General features: G+C 70.3%; 15 protein-coding genes. 6 read left to right on the plus strand and 9 right to left on the minus strand.

Features of this window, described 5'->3' with window-relative positions; genetic code table 11:
- Together JJ691_RS01735 and JJ691_RS01740 are read left to right on the plus strand one after the other, a co-directional pair.
- Positions 1 to 954: a zinc-binding dehydrogenase gene (locus JJ691_RS01735; RefSeq protein ID WP_442912583.1), complete on the plus strand. Its 954-nt coding sequence runs from the start codon at positions 1 to 3 to the stop codon at positions 952 to 954.
- Positions 955 to 983: 29 nt separating this feature from the next.
- Positions 984 to 1,811 (plus strand): LysR family transcriptional regulator, encoded by an 828-nt coding sequence (locus JJ691_RS01740; protein WP_211767030.1) that lies wholly within the window; start codon positions 984 to 986, stop codon positions 1,809 to 1,811.
- Here the strand turns inward: JJ691_RS01740 and JJ691_RS01745 are convergent.
- Genes JJ691_RS01745 through JJ691_RS01765 form a run of 5 tightly spaced genes read right to left on the minus strand, consistent with a single transcriptional unit; the run spans position 1,786 to position 6,785 of the window.
- Entirely contained in the window at positions 1,786 to 3,165 is a 1,380-nt protein-coding gene (locus tag JJ691_RS01745; protein WP_211767031.1) for a hypothetical protein, read from the minus strand. The genes JJ691_RS01740 and JJ691_RS01745 overlap by 26 nt on opposite strands.
- A complete protein-coding gene (locus JJ691_RS01750; RefSeq protein WP_211767032.1) occupies positions 3,162 to 4,820 on the minus strand; it encodes an NAD(P)/FAD-dependent oxidoreductase in 1,659 nt (552 codons plus the stop codon). The genes JJ691_RS01745 and JJ691_RS01750 overlap by 4 nt, the downstream gene beginning before the upstream one ends.
- Positions 4,820 to 5,161, minus strand: coding sequence for an Rv1678 family membrane protein (locus tag JJ691_RS01755; protein WP_211767033.1), 342 nt, complete (start codon positions 5,159 to 5,161; stop codon positions 4,820 to 4,822). Before JJ691_RS01755 ends, JJ691_RS01750 begins: the two co-directional genes overlap by 1 nt.
- Positions 5,162 to 5,199: 38 nt before the next feature.
- Entirely contained in the window at positions 5,200 to 5,730 is a 531-nt protein-coding gene (locus JJ691_RS01760) for a DoxX family protein (protein ID WP_211767034.1), read from the minus strand.
- Positions 5,731 to 5,777: 47 nt separating this feature from the next.
- Complete coding sequence (locus JJ691_RS01765) at positions 5,778 to 6,785, minus strand: LLM class flavin-dependent oxidoreductase (RefSeq protein ID WP_249227618.1); 1,008 nt, start codon at positions 6,783 to 6,785, stop codon at positions 5,778 to 5,780.
- A 73-nt stretch (positions 6,786 to 6,858) separates the two neighbouring features.
- On the opposite strand from JJ691_RS01765, the gene JJ691_RS01770 reads away from it, so the two are divergent.
- Complete coding sequence (locus JJ691_RS01770) at positions 6,859 to 9,636, plus strand: hypothetical protein (RefSeq protein ID WP_211767036.1); 2,778 nt, start codon at positions 6,859 to 6,861, stop codon at positions 9,634 to 9,636.
- Positions 9,636 to 12,209 (plus strand): hypothetical protein, encoded by a 2,574-nt coding sequence (locus tag JJ691_RS52880; protein ID WP_211767037.1) that lies wholly within the window; start codon positions 9,636 to 9,638, stop codon positions 12,207 to 12,209. The genes JJ691_RS01770 and JJ691_RS52880 overlap by 1 nt, the downstream gene beginning before the upstream one ends.
- Here the strand turns inward: JJ691_RS52880 and JJ691_RS01780 are convergent.
- The gene (locus tag JJ691_RS01780; RefSeq protein ID WP_211767038.1) at positions 12,206 to 13,354 is read right to left on the minus strand and encodes a permease; all 1,149 of its coding nucleotides are present in this window, start codon (positions 13,352 to 13,354) and stop codon (positions 12,206 to 12,208) included. The two genes, JJ691_RS52880 and JJ691_RS01780, sit on opposite strands and share 4 nt — an antisense overlap.
- Positions 13,355 to 13,413: 59 nt before the next feature.
- Between JJ691_RS01780 and JJ691_RS01785 the strand changes: the two genes are divergently transcribed.
- The gene (locus JJ691_RS01785; protein ID WP_211767039.1) at positions 13,414 to 14,121 is read left to right on the plus strand and encodes an SDR family oxidoreductase; all 708 of its coding nucleotides are present in this window, start codon (positions 13,414 to 13,416) and stop codon (positions 14,119 to 14,121) included.
- On the opposite strand, the gene JJ691_RS01790 is transcribed toward JJ691_RS01785, so the two are convergent.
- Complete coding sequence (locus JJ691_RS01790; protein WP_249227619.1) at positions 14,090 to 15,067, minus strand: GlxA family transcriptional regulator; 978 nt, start codon at positions 15,065 to 15,067, stop codon at positions 14,090 to 14,092. The genes JJ691_RS01785 and JJ691_RS01790 overlap by 32 nt on opposite strands.
- A 79-nt stretch (positions 15,068 to 15,146) precedes the next feature.
- On the opposite strand from JJ691_RS01790, the gene JJ691_RS01795 reads away from it, so the two are divergent.
- Positions 15,147 to 16,403, plus strand: a complete 1,257-nt coding sequence (locus JJ691_RS01795; RefSeq protein ID WP_249228178.1) for an MFS transporter — start codon at positions 15,147 to 15,149, stop codon at positions 16,401 to 16,403.
- Positions 16,404 to 16,492: 89 nt separating this feature from the next.
- Here JJ691_RS01795 and JJ691_RS01800 read toward each other — a convergent pair whose 3' ends face one another.
- A complete protein-coding gene (locus JJ691_RS01800; RefSeq protein ID WP_211767042.1) occupies positions 16,493 to 17,356 on the minus strand; it encodes a spermidine synthase in 864 nt (287 codons plus the stop codon).
- Between the two features lie 46 nt (positions 17,357 to 17,402).
- Entirely contained in the window at positions 17,403 to 17,789 is a 387-nt protein-coding gene (speD, locus tag JJ691_RS01805; RefSeq protein ID WP_211767043.1) for an adenosylmethionine decarboxylase, read from the minus strand.
- Positions 17,790 to 17,796 lie beyond the last annotated feature (7 nt).

Raw genomic sequence — 17,796 nt, forward strand, 5'->3', positions numbered from 1 at the left:
GTGCTGGGAATTCGTCTGACAACAGCGAGAACCGTCGAAGTCGGCGAGGGGTCCGAACCGGTCGGGCTCGACGGCTGGGTTCGCGTGAGGATGAAATCGGCGTCGGTCAACGCGAGCGATTTTGCCATGGCCGCTGGTTACCGGGCCGATTCCAGTCGGCTGCCGACCGTGCTCGGCTCGGACGGCGCCGGAATCGCCGAGGACCGCACGGAAGTGCTGGTCTACCCGATTCTCGCCGCCCCCGAATTCGCGGCCGACCCGATGCTCGATCCCGGCCTGCGGATGCTGTCGCAGGGCGTGGACGGCACGTTCGCCGAGACCGTGTGGCTGCCCAGGGCCAATCTGGTGGCCAAGCCGGCCGGGTTGGACTGGGATGCCGCCGCCGGTCTCGGCACGGCGTGGCTCACCGCGTACCGCATGCTGTTCACGCGGGCCCGGGTCGTGCCCGGCGAAACCGTCCTGGTGCAGGGGGCCGGCGGTGGCGTCCCCTCGGCCCTCGTGCAGCTTGGCAAGGCCGCTGGCCTGCGTGTGTGGGTCGTGGCCCGTGATCCCGAGCGCGGCGAACGCGCTGTGCGTGAACTGGGCGCGGACGCGGCGTTTCCCAGCGACGGCGCGCTTCCCGAGGCGGTGGACGTCGTGCTGGACGCCGTCGGCGGCGCGACCTTCCAGCACTCGCTGTCGGCGCTGCGGCCCGGCGGTCGCCTGGTGACGGCCGGTGCCGCGGGCGGCGCGCTGGCCCAGGTCGATCTGCCGTCGTTGTTCACCCGATCCCTGTCGGTGTTGGGCAGTGCGATGGGCAGCCCGGCGGAGCTGGCCCAGCTGGCCGATTTCTGTGTCACCGCCGGGATTTCCCCGCGGATCGACTCGGTGTGGCCGCTCGCCGACGGCCAGCGGGCGCTGGACCGCGCCGCCGGCGGCGCCGCGTTCGGCAAGGTCGTGATTCGGTGCGGGTAGCCGTGCGGATCGGTCGATATCCTGGGGGTATGGACCGCTTCGAGACGCGCGAGCTGGAGTACGTCGTCGCTCTCGCCGACGAGCTGAGCTTCACTCGGGCCGCCGAGCGGCTGGGTATCGCCCAGCCGCCGCTGTCCCGCGCGATTGCCCGGCTCGAACGCCGCCTCGGCGCTGTTCTGTTCGACCGCACCAGCCGGCGGGTGACCCTGACGCCGGCCGGTGAGCTGCTGGTCGCCGAGGCGCGGGCCATTCTGTCCAGAATGGACGGTGTCGCCGACCGGATCCGATTGGCTGATCGGGAACGCCCGCTCGTCATCGCCGTCCGGCCGGCCACCGGCTCGGGCCTGCTGGCCGAGATCCTGGCCGACTGGTCCGGGGCCGAGATCCGGCTGCACCTCGGCCGGCAGCCCGCCGACGCCGTCCGGGCCGGGGCCGCCGACCTGGCCGTGACCTGCAACACCGACGACCGCGCGGGCCTGGAGTCCGTCGAGCTGGTCGAGCAGCCCACCGTCGCGCTGGTCTCGACCCGCCATGCCCTGTCCGCCCACGACCAGCTGACCACGGCCCAGGTGCGCGCCGCCGACGGCTTCCTGCCCGACTGCCCCGACCTGCCCCTCGACGGCATCGCCGACCTGGTCCTGCTGCAACAGGCCGTCGTCCTGGTCAGCCGCGACGCGGCTGCCCGGGTCGGCGTCGCCGACGTGCGGGGCCTGCCCGTCGTCGACGCCCCCAGCACCATGCTGTGCTTCTCGTGGGCGCCGGGGCCGACCCGTCACCCCGACCTGGCGGCCTTTGTCGACCGGGCCACCCAGGCCGCTCGGCACCCCGTGGTCACCGGCCCACCAACATCGGGATGATCAGCGCGATCAGCACCGTGAACACCCACATCGCCGGGGCCGCGCCGCGGACCTGCTCGCGCCGGGCCACGGTCCGCTCGGCCACGGCCTTGCTCCGGGTCTGCCACCACGGGTTGGCCCGCGCCTCCAGCCGCTGGTAGACGGCCCCGAGCGCGGCCCCGTAGGCCAGATGGCCGACCAGGGAAGGGAAGCCGGCGGCGAGACCGGCGGCGCTCCAGTCGATCGGGGTGCCGGTGAACAGCGGCAGCAGGGTCAGATTGCCCAGCACCCACCAGAAGAAGCCGTAGGACAGGCCCCAGCCGATGCCGGAGGTCAGGTCGAAGCTGCGCCGCCGGAACAGCACCGCGTACGACACGCCCAGGATCTGGGCGATGACCATGTGCACGACAAAGCCCACGACGTCGGAGTGGGAGCCGACCATCCGCGCCACCAAAGAGAATTCGCCGACGATGGCCATCACCACGGTGAACACCAGCCCACCGGCGATGCCGGACAGCGCGCCGTAGCCCAGCGCCCGCAGCCCGCGTTTGCCGGCCGCCTCCGTGCGCACCATGCGAATGTCGTCGGTGAACAGCACCTTGGCCAGCAGTCCCAACCAGGTGTGCAGCACCGCGATGCCGGCCCCGAGCAGCACGTAGGCCGGCAGCAGGTGGGCGTCCCTGGCGGCGGCCTGCTGTGACCAGTCCAGGGTCACGTTGAACAGCAACGGTTCCACGGTCAGCGCAGCGAAGATCCACCAGGCGAAGCCGTAGACCGTGCCGCGAACCAGGGCGGGTCCGGTGTTCTCGGCGGGGAACAGCAGGGCGTACCCGGCCCCGGCAAGGAGCCCCTCCCACGGCAGACCCAACAGTAGTCCGAAGACCAGGCCGGCGAACAGTCCACGTAGGACGGAATTGCGGGACGGCTTGTACCACAACGGATCGGTGTCCTGTTGGAGCACCACGAAGGCGATGCCGGTGACCGCCCCGTACAGCAGATGGCCCATGAGGCTCGGCAGCAACGCCTGCGCGCTGGCCAAATCCCAGGCCACCGGCTTGCCCAGCAGCAGCGGCAACAGGGTCTGCGGGCCGAGGAACCACCAGAACGCGCCGTAGATCAGGCCCCAGAACACGGTCTCGCCGGCCCGGGCCCGCCGCCGCGCGGCCATCAGCAGTCCGAAACCGGCCCCGAGAACGGTGGCGATCACCATGTGCACGGCCAGGCCGGCGACCACGTTGTCGGTGTGCACGATCGACGCCACGGTGGCCAGCTGGCCCTGGATCGCCATGGTGGCGGCGAAGGCCGCGCCGCCGGCCAACCCGGACAGCGCACCGGAAGTCAACGCCTCCCGGGCCTTCATGACGCTGTCGTTCACTGGCTCCTCACCTTCGATCGGCGCGGCGTCGGCGACGTGACCACGATGTCCCGCGGGAACACCAGATCCAGTGTCCAGTCGAACAGCACCCGCAGCCGCTTCTCCACACCCGGCAGCTTGGACAGGTAGATGCCACGCCACATCAGCCAGGCCACGAGCCCGGCGAACCGGCGGCCCCGGATCTCCGCGGCAGCGGTTCGGTGCCCCAGCGCCACCAGCACGCCGATGGCACGGAACCGGAACTCGGCGGGGGAGCGGCCGGCGACGACGGCGGCGACGTTGTCAGCGACGGCCTTGCCCTGCCGCAACGCGTGCTGGGCCGTCGGCGGGTAGAAAGCGCCGTCCATCAATGGATCGGGGATCCGCGCGCAGTCACCGACCGCCCACACGTTCTCCAGCCCGACGGCGCGCAGCGTGCTGTCGGTGACCAGGGTTCCGTTGCCCAGCAACGTCACCGGCTTGTTGCCGGCAGTCCAGACGAAGGTGCGGGTCGGGATCAGCTCGTCGTTCTCCAGCCGTACCAGGTCTTCCGCCGCCTCGGTGACCCGCATGGCCAGCCGGTGCTCGATTCCCCGCGCCTGTAGGCGTTCCATCGAGTACTCGGCCAGCTCCGGCCCCAGCTCGGGCAGGATCCGCTCGCCGGCGTGCACGAGCACGAACCGGGGCTCCTCGGGCGCGATGCCCGGGTAGTAGTGGGAAACGCCGTGCACCAGGTCGAACAGCTCGGCGATCGTCTCGGTGCCGGCGAAACCGGCCCCGGCCACCACGAACGTCAGCAGCTCACGGCGGGTGCGCGGATCGGTCTCGCGGTCGGCGGCCTCCAGCATGCGCAGCACGTGGTTGCGCAGGGCCACGGCCTCGGCGAGGGTCTTGAGCGGGAAGGCGTGCTCGGCGATGCCGGGCAGCCCGAACGTGTGCGGCACCGAACCCATGGCCAGCACAAGATGGTCGTATTTCAGGACTTCCCCGGATTCCAGCACGACCTCGCGCACGGCCGGGTCGACCCGGTCCACCCGGCCGTAGAGGAACGTGGTGTGCGCGGCGGCCGACCGGATCGGGGCGCTGATGTGCGCCGGCTCCAATGCCCCCGACGCCACCTCGGCCAGCATCGGCGTGAACAGCAGGAAGTTCGAGTCGCTGACCAGCGTCACGTCCAGCTTCGCACCGCGCAGCACCAGCCGCTCGAACCGCTGGGCCGCGCTGACGCCGCCGAATCCGCCGCCCACCACCACGACCTTGGTCCGCGGCGCCGGATCGCGCTTGGCGCGTTCCTTCATCGCCCACGTGCCGGCCACGAAGTGCAGCAGCAGCCCGGTGAGCGCGCCGTGCAGCACGTTGCCGACCAGCTGCGGATACGTCGTCGCGGCCGCGGCGGCGGACCAGGTCGGCAGCACGCCCTGAACCAGCGGGGTCAGCGTCAGCGAGAACACCAGCCAGCCCAGCGTGCCCAGCAGCACGCCGGCCGACGCCGTCATCGCCAGACCTTGCTTGGTGCCACGGGCAACCGCCCCCAGCGCCACGCCGATGATCACCGCGTACGCCGCGTACACGAGCCAGCCAGGGAATGCCGTGACCATGTGCTGCGTGGCCATCAGCACCCCGACCGGCAGCGCGGCCGCCAGGCCGGCGACCGCTCCCCAGCCCAACTGCTCCATCAGCTCTGCGGCACTGTCGTCTTGGGCGCGCCGATCGCGACCAACCCGATGCCCACGCCCAGCAGCAGCGACACCGTGGACAGGTCGCCGCCCAGCGTGTTCTGGCCGCCGATCACCAGTTCGAGCAGTTGGAACACCGCCGCGACCAGCAGCCCGACGCCGGCGATCAACACCAGCGAGCGGCGCTCGTGCCAGCCGCCGGTGATCGCCGCCGCGGCCAGCGCGAGCACCACCAGGTAGCCGGGAACGCCGAGGCCGATCATGTGCCAAGGCAGGCCCTGCGGGATCGCCAGCAGCGTGGCCAGCGTGAGGCCGACGCCGAAACCGACGGCGAGTTTCATGACCACTCCCAGGATTACGCGAAGGGAAAACGAATGGTTCAGGAGGCCAGCAGCAGGAACCGGCCGAGCCGGTCGCCGCGGGCGGCCCAGCGTGGGCGCAGCACGGCGTCCACGCCGCCGAATCGGCCGGCGGCGGTGGCCAGCACCGCGAAATGGGCGACGAACATCAGCGCATAGGACCAGAACCATTCGCCCGGCACGTACAGCGCGGACAACGTGATCACCAGGGTCTGCGCGATTCCGACGACGGCCCAGAACCGGGTGGCCAACCCGACGATCAGGAATGCGCCGAGCAGGATCTCCACGGCCAGCGCGAGCGCCCCGAACAGCGGGAAACCGGGCAGCACCACGTGCTGCACCAGGAAGGAGTACGGCGCCAGGACCGGGTGGTCGACCGCGTCCTGGGTCCACATCCGCAGGCCGCCGTAGTCCGGCAGCCGCGGCGTTTTCCACGAGACGTTCTGCACCCACAGCATTCCGGTGAGCACCCGCACGGCGGTGATGAGCCAGCGGACGCCGCGAGTGGACGTCTGAACTTCATTCGGCGTGTGCGCCACCGATATCGCCATGGAAGAATTCCATCGCGCCCCGGTGGCGCCCACAAGGCAATGGGTGCTTACGAACCGCGAACGGCCTTGGTCAGCAATTCGTAAGAACGCAGCCGGTCCTGGTGGTCGTGCACCATGGTGGTGACCATCAGCTCGTCGGCCCGGGTCCGCTCCAGCAGGTCGGCCACGCCCTTGGCCACCGTGTCCGGCCCGCCGACGATCATCGAGGACAGCCGGTCCTCCACGAACAGCCGTTCCAGGTCGGTGTACGGGTGGGCGGCGGCCTCCTCGGGCGAGGGGAACAGCCCCGGCCGGCCGCCACGCAGCCGCAGGAACGACAGCCCGCTCGGCATGGCCAGATAGCGGGCGTGCTCGTCGTCATCGGCGGCGACCACCGCGGCGGCCACCATCGCGTACGGCTTGTCCAGCACCGCCGACGGCCGGAAGGTCTCGCGGTACAGGGCCAGCGCCGGCAGCGTGTTCTCGGCGCTGAAGTGGTGGGCGAAGGCGAACGGGATGCCCATCAGGCCGGCGACCTGCGCGCTGTAGCCGGAGGATCCCAGCAGCCACAGCGGCGGCTTGTTGCCGGGGGCGTTCACCGCGATGACCTTCTGGTCCGGCGTCGGCTGCTCGAAGTAGTGCAGCAGCTCGGCCAGCTGCTGCGGGAAGTCGTCCGCGGACAGCGGCCCTGTGCTGCGGCGCAGCGCCTGCGCGGTGACGCCGTCGGTGCCCGGCGCGCGGCCGATGCCCAGGTCGATGCGGCCCGGGTGGAACGCCTCCAACGTGCCGAACTGCTCGGCCACCACCAGCGGCGGGTGGTTGGGCAGCATCACGCCGCCGGAGCCGACCCGGATCCGCTCGGTCGCCGCCGCCACATGCCCGATCAGCACCGCCGGCGCGGAGCTGGCCACACCCGGCATGTTGTGGTGCTCGGCCAGCCAGTAGCGGTGATAGCCCAGCCCCTCGACGTGGCGAGCCAGGTCGAGGGTGTTCTGCAGCGCCTCCGCGCTGGTCGAGCCCTGCCCCACCGGGGCGAGGTCGAGCACGGACAGGGGCACGCTGCTGGCATCGGTCACGTCTCTGTGCAACGCACCGGCAACTTGCTGGAATTCCCGCGCGGCGAAGGTCACACCCTGCTCTAATCCGGCCGTGTCCATCACACGCTTGGCCATCGCGGCCCTACTGACCGTCACCTTCGGCGCGGTTCCGGCGGCCGCTCAAGCCGCCTCCGCCCCGCCCGCTCCGGAGAGACCGGCGGCGAGTAGACCCCATTCCCTGTTACCGACCGAGCAGGCGATGGCCGGCAAGTTCGTGCCGGTCACGCCGAAGCGGCTGCTCGACACCCGCGACGGCACCGGCAACCACGGCATCGCGACCCCGCTCGTCCCGGGCACCTCGCTGCCGCTGGACGTCTCCGGCATCACCGGCAACCCGGAGGTGACGCCGAGCGCCGTGGTGCTGAACGTGACCGTCACCAACGGCACCGCCGACAGCTTCGTGTCGGTGTCCACGCAGACCGTCTCCAGCGTCAACTTCCGCGCCGGCGAGACCGTCCCGAACCTGGTCACCGCCCCGGTGTCCGGCGCCAGCCCGGTGTTGTTCTTCAACCACAGCGGCAGTGTCGACGTGATCGCCGACGTCTTCGGCTACTACACGAACGACCGGCCCGGCGGCACGCTGTCCACGCTGCCGCCGACCCGGATCCTCGACACCCGCGACGGCATCGGCGCGGTCGGCCCCGGTGGCACGCTGCCGCTCCAGGTGACCGGGCGGAACTCGGTGCCGGCGAACGGAGTCACAGCCGTTCAGCTGAACGTCACCGTCACCAATCCCACCGGGGACAGCTTCCTGTCGGTGTTCCCGAGCGGCAGCGCGCTGCCGAACGTGTCCAACCTGAACTTCGGGCCCGGGCAGACGATCGCCAACTCGGTGGTGGTGCCGGTCGGCCCGGACGGGAAGATCGACTTCTTCAACCATGTCGGCAGTGTGGACGTGGTGGCCGATATCTCCGGCTACTACACCGGAAACGCCCCCGGCACGCTCGCGCACGGCGGCGTCTACGAGCTGATGGACTCGCCGACCCGGCTGCTGGACACCCGATCCGACGGCGGTCCGCTCGGCGCCGGACAGTCACGGGCGCTGACCGTCAGCGGTCTGCACGACATGACGTTCGGCACGCCAACGGCCGTGGTGCTCAACGTGACGGTCACCAACCCGACCGACAACAGCTTCGTCACCGCCTATCCGAGCGGCTCGGCGGTGCCGACCGCCTCGAACATCAACTTCACTCCTGGTCAGACGCTGTCCAACCTGGTCGTGGTCCCGGTCGGCCCCGACGGCAAGGTGGCGTTCTTCAACCACGTCGGCACCGTCGACCTGGTCGTCGACATGTTCGGCTACTTCAACGCCGGCCCCGACCTGGGCGTCGAGTCGCTGGCCTTCGCGCAGTCCACTGTGGACGCCACCAACGGCGCTTCCGTCGAGCTGGACTGGACCGTCACCGACACCAACCCGAAATCCACCTACCTGGGCGGCACCGTCGTGCTGCGCCGCGCCGGCAGCCAGCCCGGCACCTACCTCGGCCAGCCGGTGGTGGAGACCTTCTCGCCGTACTCCAGCAGCGTTTCCGGTCAGGCCGACCACGGTTCCGTCGACGGGCACCGAGGTGCCTTCAAGTACAACCTCTCCGTGCCGGCCGTCTCCGACTCCGCCACCACGCACTGGGTCGTGGCGCTGCTCCGGCTGTTCGACGACCAGGGCAACCAGTTGCTGGCCAACGGCAGTGACCTCGCCGGCTACCCCGGATCCGTGCTGACCGCGACCACCAAGGCCGGCGGCACGGCGCCGACGTACCAGAACATCACCTTCCGCGGCAGCGGCATCCAGCAACGGCCCTACCTGTACGACGGCATCACCAACTCGGCCACCTTCGAGTTCACCGTCCAGGACGCGGCCGAGGACTTCTGGCAGGGCTCGATCACCGTCGCCGGACCCAACGGGCAGACCCTGACCAGCACCTTCGCCGAGGCGACGGTCGACGGCCAGCGCCTGACCTCGCCGTGCCAGGGCGGCGGTGGCGGGTACCACTGCTCGGTGCTGGTGCAGTTCCCCAAGGGTATGGCCGTCGGCAAGTGGGCGGTGAGCAAGCTCGTGGTGACCAGCAACGCCGGAACCACCGCCGACTACGACAACCTCAATGCCGCCCCGATCACAGTCGGCGACGACAATGCCTTCAGCGTCAACGGCTTCGCCATCACGCCCACCACGGTCGACAACTGGCGGGCCGGCGTCTCCCTGGCCGTGTCGATGCGGGTCACCGGCGCACGGCAGGGGATCCGGCAGATCTCCGTGGACACCGACCTCGGCAACAGCAGCTGCCGGGTGCAGACCGATTTCCCCACCGCCAATCCCGATGGCAGTTACACCATCCCGGTGCTGATGGACACGGGTTCCCGGGAGTGCGGTGTCTCGGCCATCGCCGTCGTCGACGGGGCCGGCGATGTCGCGCTGTACGGCCGGGACTACACCGCGCCCGATCCTGGCCTGGTGGCCCAGCGCGTGGCCGACACCACCCCGCCGTCGGTCAGCTCGGTGGACTGGACCCCGGCGTCGGTGCCGCAGAGCAAGCTGATCAGCACCTTCCTTTCCCTCAAGGCGCACGCCGCCATCGGCGTGGCGCCGATCAACCTCTACGCCACGGTCATCTTCGACAGCGCCGGCAAGCAGGTCGGCATCGTGGACGGTGGCGTCACCCAGGCCGCCGACGGCACGGTCGATCTTCTCGTGCACCCGGAGGTCGTGCCCCCGGGCGTCTACACGGTCGGATTCTCGCTCTCTGACGCCGGCAACCTTTCCACGGGCTACGGCATGCCGGGCGGCAATGCGATGCCGGGTGGTCCGCTCACGCTGACTGTGACGGAGGGCTGATGCGCACGTTGCGCTGGGCCGTCGCGGCCCTGGTGACCGTTGGGCTGGCGGCTGTTCCGGCGGCCGTGCACGCTTCGTCGGTGCCGAATCAGCCTTCGCTGGCCGGGAAGTTCGTGCCGGTGTCGCCGCACCGGCTGCTCGACACCCGCGACGGCGGAGGGCCGCTCGGGCCGGGATCGTCGCTGCCGCTGGATGTTTCGGGAGTCACCGGGGATCCGTCGGTCGTGCCGACGGCGGTGGTGCTGAACGTGACGGTGACCAATCCGACCGCGGACAGCTTTGTCGCGGTGAACGGGGCCGGTGACGCGCCGGCGACGTCCAACATCAACTATCGGGCCGGGCAGACGGTGCCGAACCTGGTCACGGTGCAGCTGCACAGTGACAGCACGGTGTTCTTCTTCACCCACACCGGCACCGTCGACGTGATCGCCGACGTTTTTGGTTACTACACAGTCGATCGTGCTGGCGGCAGCTTCAGCACACTGTCGCCGACACGGTTGTTGGACACCCGTGACGGCATCGGTGGCATCTCGCCCGGCGGCACACTGCCGCTTCAGGTGACCGGGCGGAACTCCGTGCCACCAAGCGGAGTCACGGCCGTTCAGCTGAACGTCACCGTCACCAATCCCAGCGCGAGCAGCTTCCTGTCGGTGTTCCCGAGCGGCGCGGCGCGGCCGAACGTGTCCAACCTGAACTTCACCGCCGGGGCGACGATCGCCAACTCGGTGATCGTCCCGGTCGGGCCGGACGGGAAGATCGACCTGTACAACAACGTCGGCTGGGTCGACGTGGTGGTGGACATCTCCGGCTACTACACCGGAAATCCGCCGGGCACCGTCCCGCAGGGCGGGGTCTACCGGACCACCGACGCGCCGACCCGGCTGCTCGACACCCGGGACGACGGCGGCCCGCTGGGCGCTGGGCAGTCGCGGGCGTTGACCGTGCCGAACAAGGCGACGGCCGTGGTGCTCAACGTGACCGTCACCAACCCGACCGGGAACAGCTTCGTCACCGCTTATCCCGGCGGCACACCGGTTCCAACCTCGTCCAGCATCGACTTCACGACCGGGCAGACGCTGTCCAACCTGGTCGTGGTCCCGGTCGGCGCGGACGGCACTGTGGCGTTCTTCAACCACATCGGCAACGTCGACCTCGTCGTCGACATGTTCGGCTACTTCCAGGCCGGGGCCGACCTGTCCATAGAGTCCCTGGGCTTCGCCCAGTCCACTGTGGCTGGCGGGGGCACGGTCGACCTCAACTGGACCGTCACCAACCGCAACGCCAACGCCGGTTCCGTCGCCGGGGAAGTCGTGCTGCGGCGGGACAATCACGTCGGGCAGCCGATCGTGGTCAGCTTCGGCCTCGGCTCGGCGGTCTTCGTCTCCGGTGACGTCCACCGCTCCAGCTACACCTACCACTTCACTGCGCCGGGCCAGTCCGACTCGACGGCCACCAAGTGGGTGGTGGCGCTGGTCGATCTCCGTGACGATCAGGGCAACCAACTGCTGGCCTCAGGTGACGACCTCACCGCTGCGGTGACCGCGAACACCACCGTCGGCACCGCTGGGCCGACCTACGACAACCTCGCCGCCCAGTCGCCGTTCCTCTACGCCGGCAGCACCAATTCGGCCGTCTACACCTTCGACGTGACCGACTTCTGGCGGGGCACGATCACCCTGACCGGTCCAAGTGGACAGACACTGAGCCGCTCGTTCGACCAGTCCTCGGTCGACGGCGACGAGGTCTCCGAGCTCTGCCCCGGCCTCCAGTGCTCGATCCCGGTGCTGTTCCCCAAGGGCACCGCCAACGGCAAATGGGTCGTGTCCAAGCTCTCCCTGACCAGCGACGCCGGTTTTGTCGCCGACTACAACAACCTCAACGCCGCGCCGATCACCGTGACCGACAACAGTTCCCTACAAGCCACCAGTTTCTCCGTCAACCCGGTCAACAACTGGCGCGGTGACGTCGACACCTCGATCTCCATGCGGGTCAACGGTGCTCGGCAGGGCATCTCCGCCATCTACGTCGAGCCCGCCTTCGACGCCTACTGCTCGGCTCCGACCACCACGCCCACCCTCAACCCCGACGGCAGCTACTCCGTCGCCGTCCACGTCACCAAGGGCGTCAATTCCTGTGGCATCAACGGCATTGTCGTCGTCGACGGCTCAGGCAACGCCGCCGTCTACGGCTCCCGCCACAACGCCCCCGACCCGGGCCTGGTGATCACCCAGGTCCGTGACACCACACCGCCTTCCGTGACCTCAGCCTCGGTCAGCGCCCCCGCCAACGGTTCCGTCACGATCACCGCCCATACCGCCATCGGGATCGCCGACATCACCACCTACCACGCCGGCATCTTCGACAACTCCGGACTGCTGGTTGGTCAGGGCACCGGGGCCACCAGCCAGGCCGCCGACGGCACTGTCGCCATGTCCGCAACCATCGATGTGGTGCCGCCGGGCGTCTACACCGTCGGCTTCTCCCTCACCGACGACGGCAGCCTGACCACCGCTTACGGCCCGCCCAACGGCAAAGCCATGCCGGGCGGGCCGCTGACGATCACCGTGAGCTAGTCCATGTGATGGTGGTCGGCGTGCTCGCCAGTGTCGGGCGCGCCGCCCATCATCCGCAGCATGTCCCGGCCGCCGGTGCGGAAGAACCGGACGACCAAGGCCGCGCCCAGCACGATGAACACGATGTTGAGCCAGGTGGTGTAGTTCCAGCTGATGCCGGCCTCGACGACGCGGGCGGAGCGGTCGGTGGGGGTGAGGCCGGTGACGCCGAAGATCAGCTCGACCAGGTAGCCGGCGCCGACGGTGGCGGCGAAGAACGTGCCGAACACGAACAGGGCCATCCGGGTGCCGTAGTACTTCCGGTAGATGTTCAGGATCGGCAGGATCATCAGGTCGGCGAAGACGAAGGCGACCACGCCGCCGAAGCTGATGCCGCCGGCCCACAGCACGGCGGCCAGCGGCACGTTGCCGATGGAGCAGACGAAGCTGAGGATGGCCACCACCGGCCCGACGACGGGGCCCCAGATGGCGCCGAGCACCGGGTGGTCGGACAGGAAGAAGCCCTGCCAGAACGAGTCGGGCACCCAGGCGGCGACCGCGCCGGCGATGAGCAGGCCGATCACTAGGTCCCGCAGGATGGCCGCCCACTCCATCACGAACACGTGCGACACGGCGGTGAAACCCTTGCGGGACAACAGCTTCCGGCCGCCGACGGACATGTCCATGGCGGCGTGCCCCTCCATCGAGCCGGCCAGGCCCTTGTCGGCCTGCTCGTGGGCCTTGTCGACCAGCCGTGAGCGCAGGAAGAGGCGGAACAGCAGGGCCAACAGCACGATCATGATGGGCCCGCCGACGAACTCGGCCACGGTGAACTGCCAGCCCAGCAGCAGGGCCAGGATGACGCCGAGCTCCACGACCAGGTTGGTGGAGGCGATCTCGAAGGCCATGGCGGCGGTGAAGTTCGCGCCCTTGCGGAACAGAGCCCGGGCCAGCGCCACGGCGGCGTAGGAGCAGGACGAGGACGCCGCCCCCAGACCGGCGGCGATGGTCAGCGAGCGGGGCGAGTCGTCGCCCAGCAGTCTGACCACTGTGGACCGACGAACCGCCGCCTGCACCACCGCCGACAGGCCGAAGCCGAGGATCAGCGCCCAGAGGATCTCCCAGGTCATGGAGCCAGCCATGGCCAACGCGTCCACGATGAACATGGGCCGAGCATACCCCCTGGGGGTAATTTCGCCAGAGGTGTGACCCTAAGGTGGGCTTCATGAACGATCCAGTGCTGCTGATCACCGGCGGCTCCAGCGGGCTCGGCGCCGCCACCGCGGCCGCCGCCGCCCGGGCCGGATACCGCCTGGTCCTGACCGCCCGCGGAGCCGACCGGCTGGCCGCGTTCGCCGCCGGGCTCGGCGGTGCGGACCGGGTGCTCGCCCTGCCGTGTGACGTCGGCGACTGGGACCGGATCAGCGCGGTCGCAGCCAAGGCCGAGGAGACGTTCGGGCGGCTCGACGCCGTCTTCGCCAACGCCGGCAGCAGCGTCGGCACCTCGTTCCTCGGCCGCTCCGGCGAGGATCCCCAGCTGTGGCGGGACATGGTCGTCACCAACGTGTGCGGCCCGGCCTACACCGCCCGTGCCGCCCTGCCGGCCCTGGTCCGCAGCGGCGGCCACCTCGTGCTGACCGGCTCGGCGTCGGGCCGGGGAGTCCGCCCCGGCAGCCTCTACTCGGCGACCAAGTGGGCGGTCACCGGCCTGGCCCAGGCCATCCGGGCCGAGTGCGTGGGCACCGGCGTGCGAGTCACGGTCATCCAGCCCGGGCTCGTCGACACCGACGCCATTCCCGCCGACCGACGCGACGATCCCAAGCTGGAGCCGGCCGACGTGGCCCGGGCGGTGCTGTACGCGCTGGGTCAGCCGTCCACTGTGGACGTGAACGAGATCGTGATCAGGCCGGTCGGGCAGGACCCCTACAAGTGAAGCTCCGTCGATAGGCCAGCGGGGCCACGCCGACCGCGGCGTTGAGGTGCTGACGCAGCGATGCCGTGGTGCCGAAGCCGGCGTCACGGGCGATGCGCTCCACCGACAGGTCGGTCGACTCCAGCAGGTGCCGGGCCCGCTCGACCCGCTCCCGCAGCAGCCACTGGCCCGGGCTCAGGCCCGTCTCCTCCCGGAACCGCCGGGTGAAGGTGCGCACGCTCATCCGGGCGTGCGCGGCCAGCCGGCGCAGGTCCAGCGGCTGGTCCAGGTGCTCCACCATCCACTGCCGGGTGGCCGACGTGCCGGTGTCCGTCACCTCCGGCACCGGCCGCTCGATGAACTGCCGCTGCCCGCCGTCCCGCCACGCCGGCACCACCACCCGCCGGGCCGCGTGGTTGGCGACCTCCGCGCCGTGATCGGTGCGCACGATGTGCAGGCACAGGTCAATGCCCGCCGCCGCGCCGGCTGAGGTCAGCACCTGGCCGTCGTCGACGAACAGCACCTCAGGGTTGACCCGGACCCGGGGATGCATCTCGGCCAGCTCGTCGGCGTGGAACCAGTGGGTGGTCGCCTCCCGGCCGTCCAGCAGCCCGGCGGCGGCCAGCACGAACGCCCCGGTGCAGATCGACACCCAGCGGACGTCCTTCGGGGCGGTGGCCAGCGCCGCTTCAAGGCGCGGGTCCAGCTCCGCGCTCTCCATCAGCGGACCCTCGTAGGGACCGGGGATGACCAGCGTGTCGGCGGTGGCGATGATCTCCGGCCCGTGGTCGGGCAGCAGGCTGAAGCCGGCGGTCGTGCGCACCGGGCCGCCGTCGACCGTGCAGGTCAGCGTCTCGTACAGCGGCCGGCCGGCGGCCAGCGACGCCGAGGTGAACACCCGCGACGCGATGCTCAGGTCGAACGCCACCACACCGTCCAGGGCCAGCACCACGACGCGATGGGTCATGGCCCGATTCTTGCACATAGTGGCCTCCGGGCCACTCGTTCGAGTGACGCCGCCTTGCCAGGATCTCCGCGTGTTCAAGTTGCATCGGGCCTGGCTGGTCGCCGCCGTAACGTTCGTCGCGCTGGTCGGCGCGGCCGGATTCCGGGCCACACCCGGCGTCCTGATGAATCCGCTGCACGACGAGTTCGGCTGGTCGATGGGCACGATCTCGGCCGCCGTGTCCGTCAACCTCGCCCTGTACGGCCTCACGTCACCGTTCGCCGCGGCCCTGATGGAGCGCTTCGGCATCCGACGGGTGGTGTCGGTGGCCCTCCTGGTGGTGGCGGCCGGCAGCGGGCTGACGGTGTTCATGACCGCCAGCTGGGAGCTCATCCTGTGCTGGGGCGTGCTGGTCGGCCTCGGCACCGGGTCGATGGCGCTGGCGTTCGTGGCCACGGTGACCAGCGCCTGGTTCGTGAAGCACCGGGGCATCGTGACCGGCGTGCTGACCGCGGGCAGCGCCGCCGGGCAGCTGGTCTTCCTGCCGGCGCTGGCGTCCATCGCCGGCTCCGTCGGCTGGCGGATCGCCGCGTTGACCGTGGCCGGCGCGGCGCTGGTCGTCGTGCCGCTGGTGGCGTGGCTGCTGCGGGACCGGCCCGAGGACATCGGCCTGCTCGCCTACGGCGCGTCCAAGCCGCAGCCCCGGCCGGAGATCACCGTGAGCGCCGGGCGGCGGGCCATCGACGTGCTGTTCCAGGCCGCCCGCACCCGCAACTTCTGGCTGCTGGCCGCCGGTTTCGCCATCTGCGGGGCCACCACCAACGGCCTGGTCGGCACCCACTTCATCCCGGCCGCCATGGACCACGGCATGGGGGAGACCGCCGCGGCCAGCCTGCTGGCCCTGGTCGGCGTGTTCGACATCGCCGGCACGATCTTCTCAGGCTGGCTGACCGACCGCCTCGACTCCCGGGTGCTGCTCGGCGCGTACTACGGCCTGCGCGGCCTGTCCCTGTTCGCGCTGCCCAGCCTGTTCGCCGGCACCACCCAGCCCAGCATGCTGGTGTTCATCGTGTTCTACGGCCTCGACTGGGTCGCCACCGTGCCGCCGACCGTCGCCCTGTGCCGCCGCTACTACGGCACCGCCGGGCCCATCGTGTTCGGCTGGGTCTTCGCCTCGCACCAGGTCGGCGCCGCCTTCGCCGCCGTGGCCGCCGGCATCGTCCGCGACCAGCTCGGCAACTACGACCTGGCCTGGTACATCGCCGGCCTGCTCAGCTGCGCCGCCGCCGTGCTCTCCCTGCTCATGCTCGCGGGTCGCCGCCGCACCCCGACCCCCGAGCCAGCCCTGGCCGCCTGAACCCCGCGAGTCCCGCCCTCAGGCAACTGAAACACCGGTTTCGGTTCCGGTGTTTCAGTTGCTGCAGAGCGGGACTCGCAAGTTTTGGCTCAGGGCTGGTGGCGGACTCGGTAGGGCGGGACCGAGTTGCCCAGCAGGGCCTCGGCGTCGATGGAGATCGGGCGGTAGCCGCAGGACGGCAGCCGGGACTGCATCAGGGCGGTCGGGTCCGCGACCTCGTCGGCGCGGCCGAACAGATACGCCCACTCGTGCTCGTCCGAGCCGTAGTACGCGGTGGTGCCGAAGACCTCGGTGAACCGACGCCACGAGGTGAGCAAAGTCTGGTTGCGCCACATGGTCTGGCAGCCGGCCTGGGTCACGGCGACGCCGCCGGGGGCCAGCACCGCCTTGCACATGGTCAGGAACTCGGTGCCGTACAGGCGGTTGTGCTGCGCCTCTTCCTCCCGCTCGTCGGGGAGGTCGACCAGCACGATGTCGTAGCGCTGGTCGGCGGAGGCGGCGTCCACCAGGTACTGCCAGCCGTCGGCGTAGTGCACCCTGACCGGGCCCTCGCCGCGCTCGGCGGCGGCCAGCTCCTCGGGGGTGTAGCCGTAGGGCAGGTGCTCGGCGCACAGCTTCACGGCCTGCGTGTCGATGTCCACGTGGTCGACGCGGGTCGCGCCGGCGGCCACGGCCATCTGGCAGACGACCCCCTCGCTGGAGCCGACGACCAGGACCGACCGCACCGTGTCGGCCAGCAGCAGCGCGGGCACCATCAGCGCCTCGTGATACGTCAGCTGGCTGAACTCGGTGCTCTGCCGGTCGTTGTCGCAGAACAGCGACACGCCCTGCTCGGTGCGGGCGATGACGACGTGCTGGAAGGCGGTGTCGCCCTCCCAGATCACCTCGTCGAGGTCCCAGACCCGGGTCAGGCCGTGGCCGACCGGCTCGTGGATCTGGCTGGTTCGTTCCATCGTGGTCACTAACTTCTCACAATCTGCTGGGGTGGCAAGGGGAAAGTCAGTCGTCCTTGCCGCGGCGGATGGTCTTCGCGTGCACCACGGGGGTGCGCAGCGCCTCAGCGAGCAGTCGCACGGCGACCTCGGGTTTGGCCCGATGTCCGCAGGTGAAGACGTCGACGAAGACCGAACCGATTTCTGGGTAGGTGTGCAGCGAGGCGTGCGACTCCGACAGCAGCGCCAGCACGGTGACGCCCTGCGGCTCGAACCGCTTGGAGGTCACGTCCAACACGGTCGCCCCGGCCTGGTCGAGCGCCGTGGTGAGGATGTCCCGCAGCAGCGCCTCGTCATTGAGCAGAGCGGCGTCGATGCCCTCCATCTCGGCGAGGACGTGCTGTCCGGTGAACGACCCCACGGTCTCCTGCACCGAGCCCAGTACTCCGGTCATCTATCAC

Origin of the sequence: Kutzneria sp. CA-103260, assembly GCF_018263855.1 — a bacterium.
Lineage (GTDB): Bacteria > Actinomycetota > Actinomycetes > Mycobacteriales > Pseudonocardiaceae > Kutzneria.